At 58.0% G+C, this 2,238-nt stretch carries 2 protein-coding genes and 1 pseudogene; all 3 read right to left on the minus strand.

All coding sequences use genetic code 11. The annotated features are described in order from the left end of the window. A partial coding sequence (locus tag VGL01_RS13115; protein WP_331569937.1) for an aldo/keto reductase occupies nt 1–177 on the minus strand: 177 nt, incomplete at its 3' end. Between the two features lie 163 nt (nt 178–340). Further along, nucleotides 341–1,453 carry an acyltransferase gene (locus VGL01_RS13120; protein ID WP_331569935.1) on the minus strand — a complete coding sequence of 371 codons (1,113 nt, stop codon included), beginning with the start codon at nt 1,451–1,453 and terminating at the stop codon, nt 341–343. 369 nt (nt 1,454–1,822) lie between these two features. Beyond that, nucleotides 1,823–2,016, minus strand: a pseudogene (locus VGL01_RS13125) (sarcosine oxidase subunit gamma family protein); the annotation flags it as partial. Nucleotides 2,017–2,238 lie beyond the last annotated feature (222 nt).

The following is a 2,238-nucleotide window of genomic DNA, read 5'->3' on the forward strand; positions in this document are numbered from 1 at the left end:
GTCGCCACCGCCTAGGGGATAGACGTTGGCCGTATCGAAAAAGGTAATGCCGGCATCGGCGGCGGTTGCCATGATGCGGCCCGACGTCGCTTCGTCGGTCTGAAAGCCGAACGTCATTGTGCCGAGACACAGGCGCGAAACAGTCAGTCCGGTGCGGCCTAGCTTGCGGTATTCCATGGGGTTCCTCCGACTGTTGAGCCCTCAGGGGGCAAAGGTCAAAGGATAGCGGTCATGGGCAAGACGCGCTTAGATGCATATTACGGTCATCGACCTGATCTCATAGATGTCGCTGCTCAGCGGCGCGCGGTAAATGGCATTTCGATTACAACAAATACAGCGATCAGCCATTGTCGGTCGCCGAGACCGTATTAGACGGGACTAGCGAGCCTCTCGACTCTTGGTGGCCCCTAGACCATCTAGCAAACCGGGCGCGCCAGGGGCTTTCGATGTACTTATGCAGTACGTATGCACACGCAAATGAAGCAAGCAAGAATGCGATGCCGATCAGGACACGTTCATCGGCCGTATGCGCGCTTGCTGCTGCGATATTCAGGTAGGGCCGGAACAAATCGTGCGCCAGATATACCGAGTACGACAGAGCACCCAACCACTGGAACACACGCAGAGAAAAGAGGCGTGCCACCGGTCCCTTGTCGCTCGACAGCGATGCAACGAGAACGGCGAACACGATCGGAGCGGCGAGCGCAGTAATCCGAGCGCCCGACAAAATCACGGCCAAAACCAGCGTGAGTGCAAGCACCTGCGTAAGCGGACGCCCAAACGAGACGATGACCGGACGCTCACGGTATTTGGCGATCAAGACTCCGATGAAGAAACCGGCAAAGCAACGCGCCCATCCATAGTCGCCTACCATGTCGTAGCACCACCCCGTCGTCACGCAGGCGTGAGTGACGAGCGACGCATATACGGCGGCGGCATACCCCACGAACGCGAGCGTTGCGAATGCCGCGACACGCGCCCGGGCACGTAATACGAGACATAGCAAGCCGAACAGCATATATACGTAAAATTCGTTGCTCGTCGACCATGTGACCGGCAAACCGACTACCTCACCCGATATCGGCAGCCCATTCGTCATGGTCAGAGCCGGAACCAGATCCGCGAGCGACGTAATGTGGGTATGTCCGTTGGCTTGCGGCATTGCGCTGTAAAGAGGCCCAAAATACAGCAGCGCAAAATAAGCAAGGGTTGTGACAATGTTTGCGGGATACAAGCGGCCAAAGCGCCGAAGCATGAATGCGAACCACTCGCTGCGGTGGGTGATGCGCCCGTCGTAGGCACGGCAAATGACGAATCCGGACAGCACGAAGAACAGGTCGACAGCCAAATACCCGCCTTGCGCCGCATCCAGCGCTTGCACGCTGAATTGTAGGTGAAAGAGGACGATGATAAGCGCAGCCGCGCCGCGTAGGCCTTCGAGGCTCTTGTTCATTGAGTCATCGTCCCGTTTTGATCGGCAAAAGTCTCGAACAAGCCGGGCGCATCTCGCACTCCCCCCGATTTTCGCTCCGTGCGCTCGCACTCGTATTCGACGCATACTGACCGCGCCGCCGTGGGCGAGAACGCCGCGAACATGGCAACTGATTTTAGGTTTTTTACCCCCACACCGCTTCGCTGGTCAACCTATTTCGGCGCTCGCCAATGAATCTGCGCCGGCAATGTTAGGCACCGCGCATTACCTCTCGGCTCTTAATGGCCATCAGACGACGCGGACCGACAGACCCAGCACCAGCGGCATCAGATCAATCGCTCCAACATCCAAGTCATCGGCGCCGAGCCACGGAGGGCCGATCTGCCAGCGTTATAACAACGGCGCCGCGGCATCGAGCATGATGCGGCAGAAGTAATCGGCAAAACTGCGGCGCACCCGATCTCATAGCTGTCGCTACCCAGCGGCACGAGCACGATCGAAGCCTTGAAATAATGGCTCTGCGCGCATTGCCCACGCGCCAATATACGCGGATGAAGATCGAGCGGGCAGCCGCGTGCCAGTAGGATAACCGGCCTCGTGAATGCTTGCTTCGGACGCGCATTGCGTTGGGAGCGAGCTATACCTCCAATCGTCCGAAATTTCGAAACAGAATGCTGACGATTGGCGGTAGTCCCTACACTCGCCAGCTTCCTGCCAAACGTCACTCTTACGGACGAGCCAATCTGTGTGGGTAGCCTGAATGACATCACTCGCCAAGCGCATGTCGCCTTATCGCGATGCGCTGC

The organism is Trinickia sp., assembly GCF_036503415.1.
Classification (GTDB): Bacteria; Pseudomonadota; Gammaproteobacteria; order Burkholderiales; family Burkholderiaceae; genus Trinickia.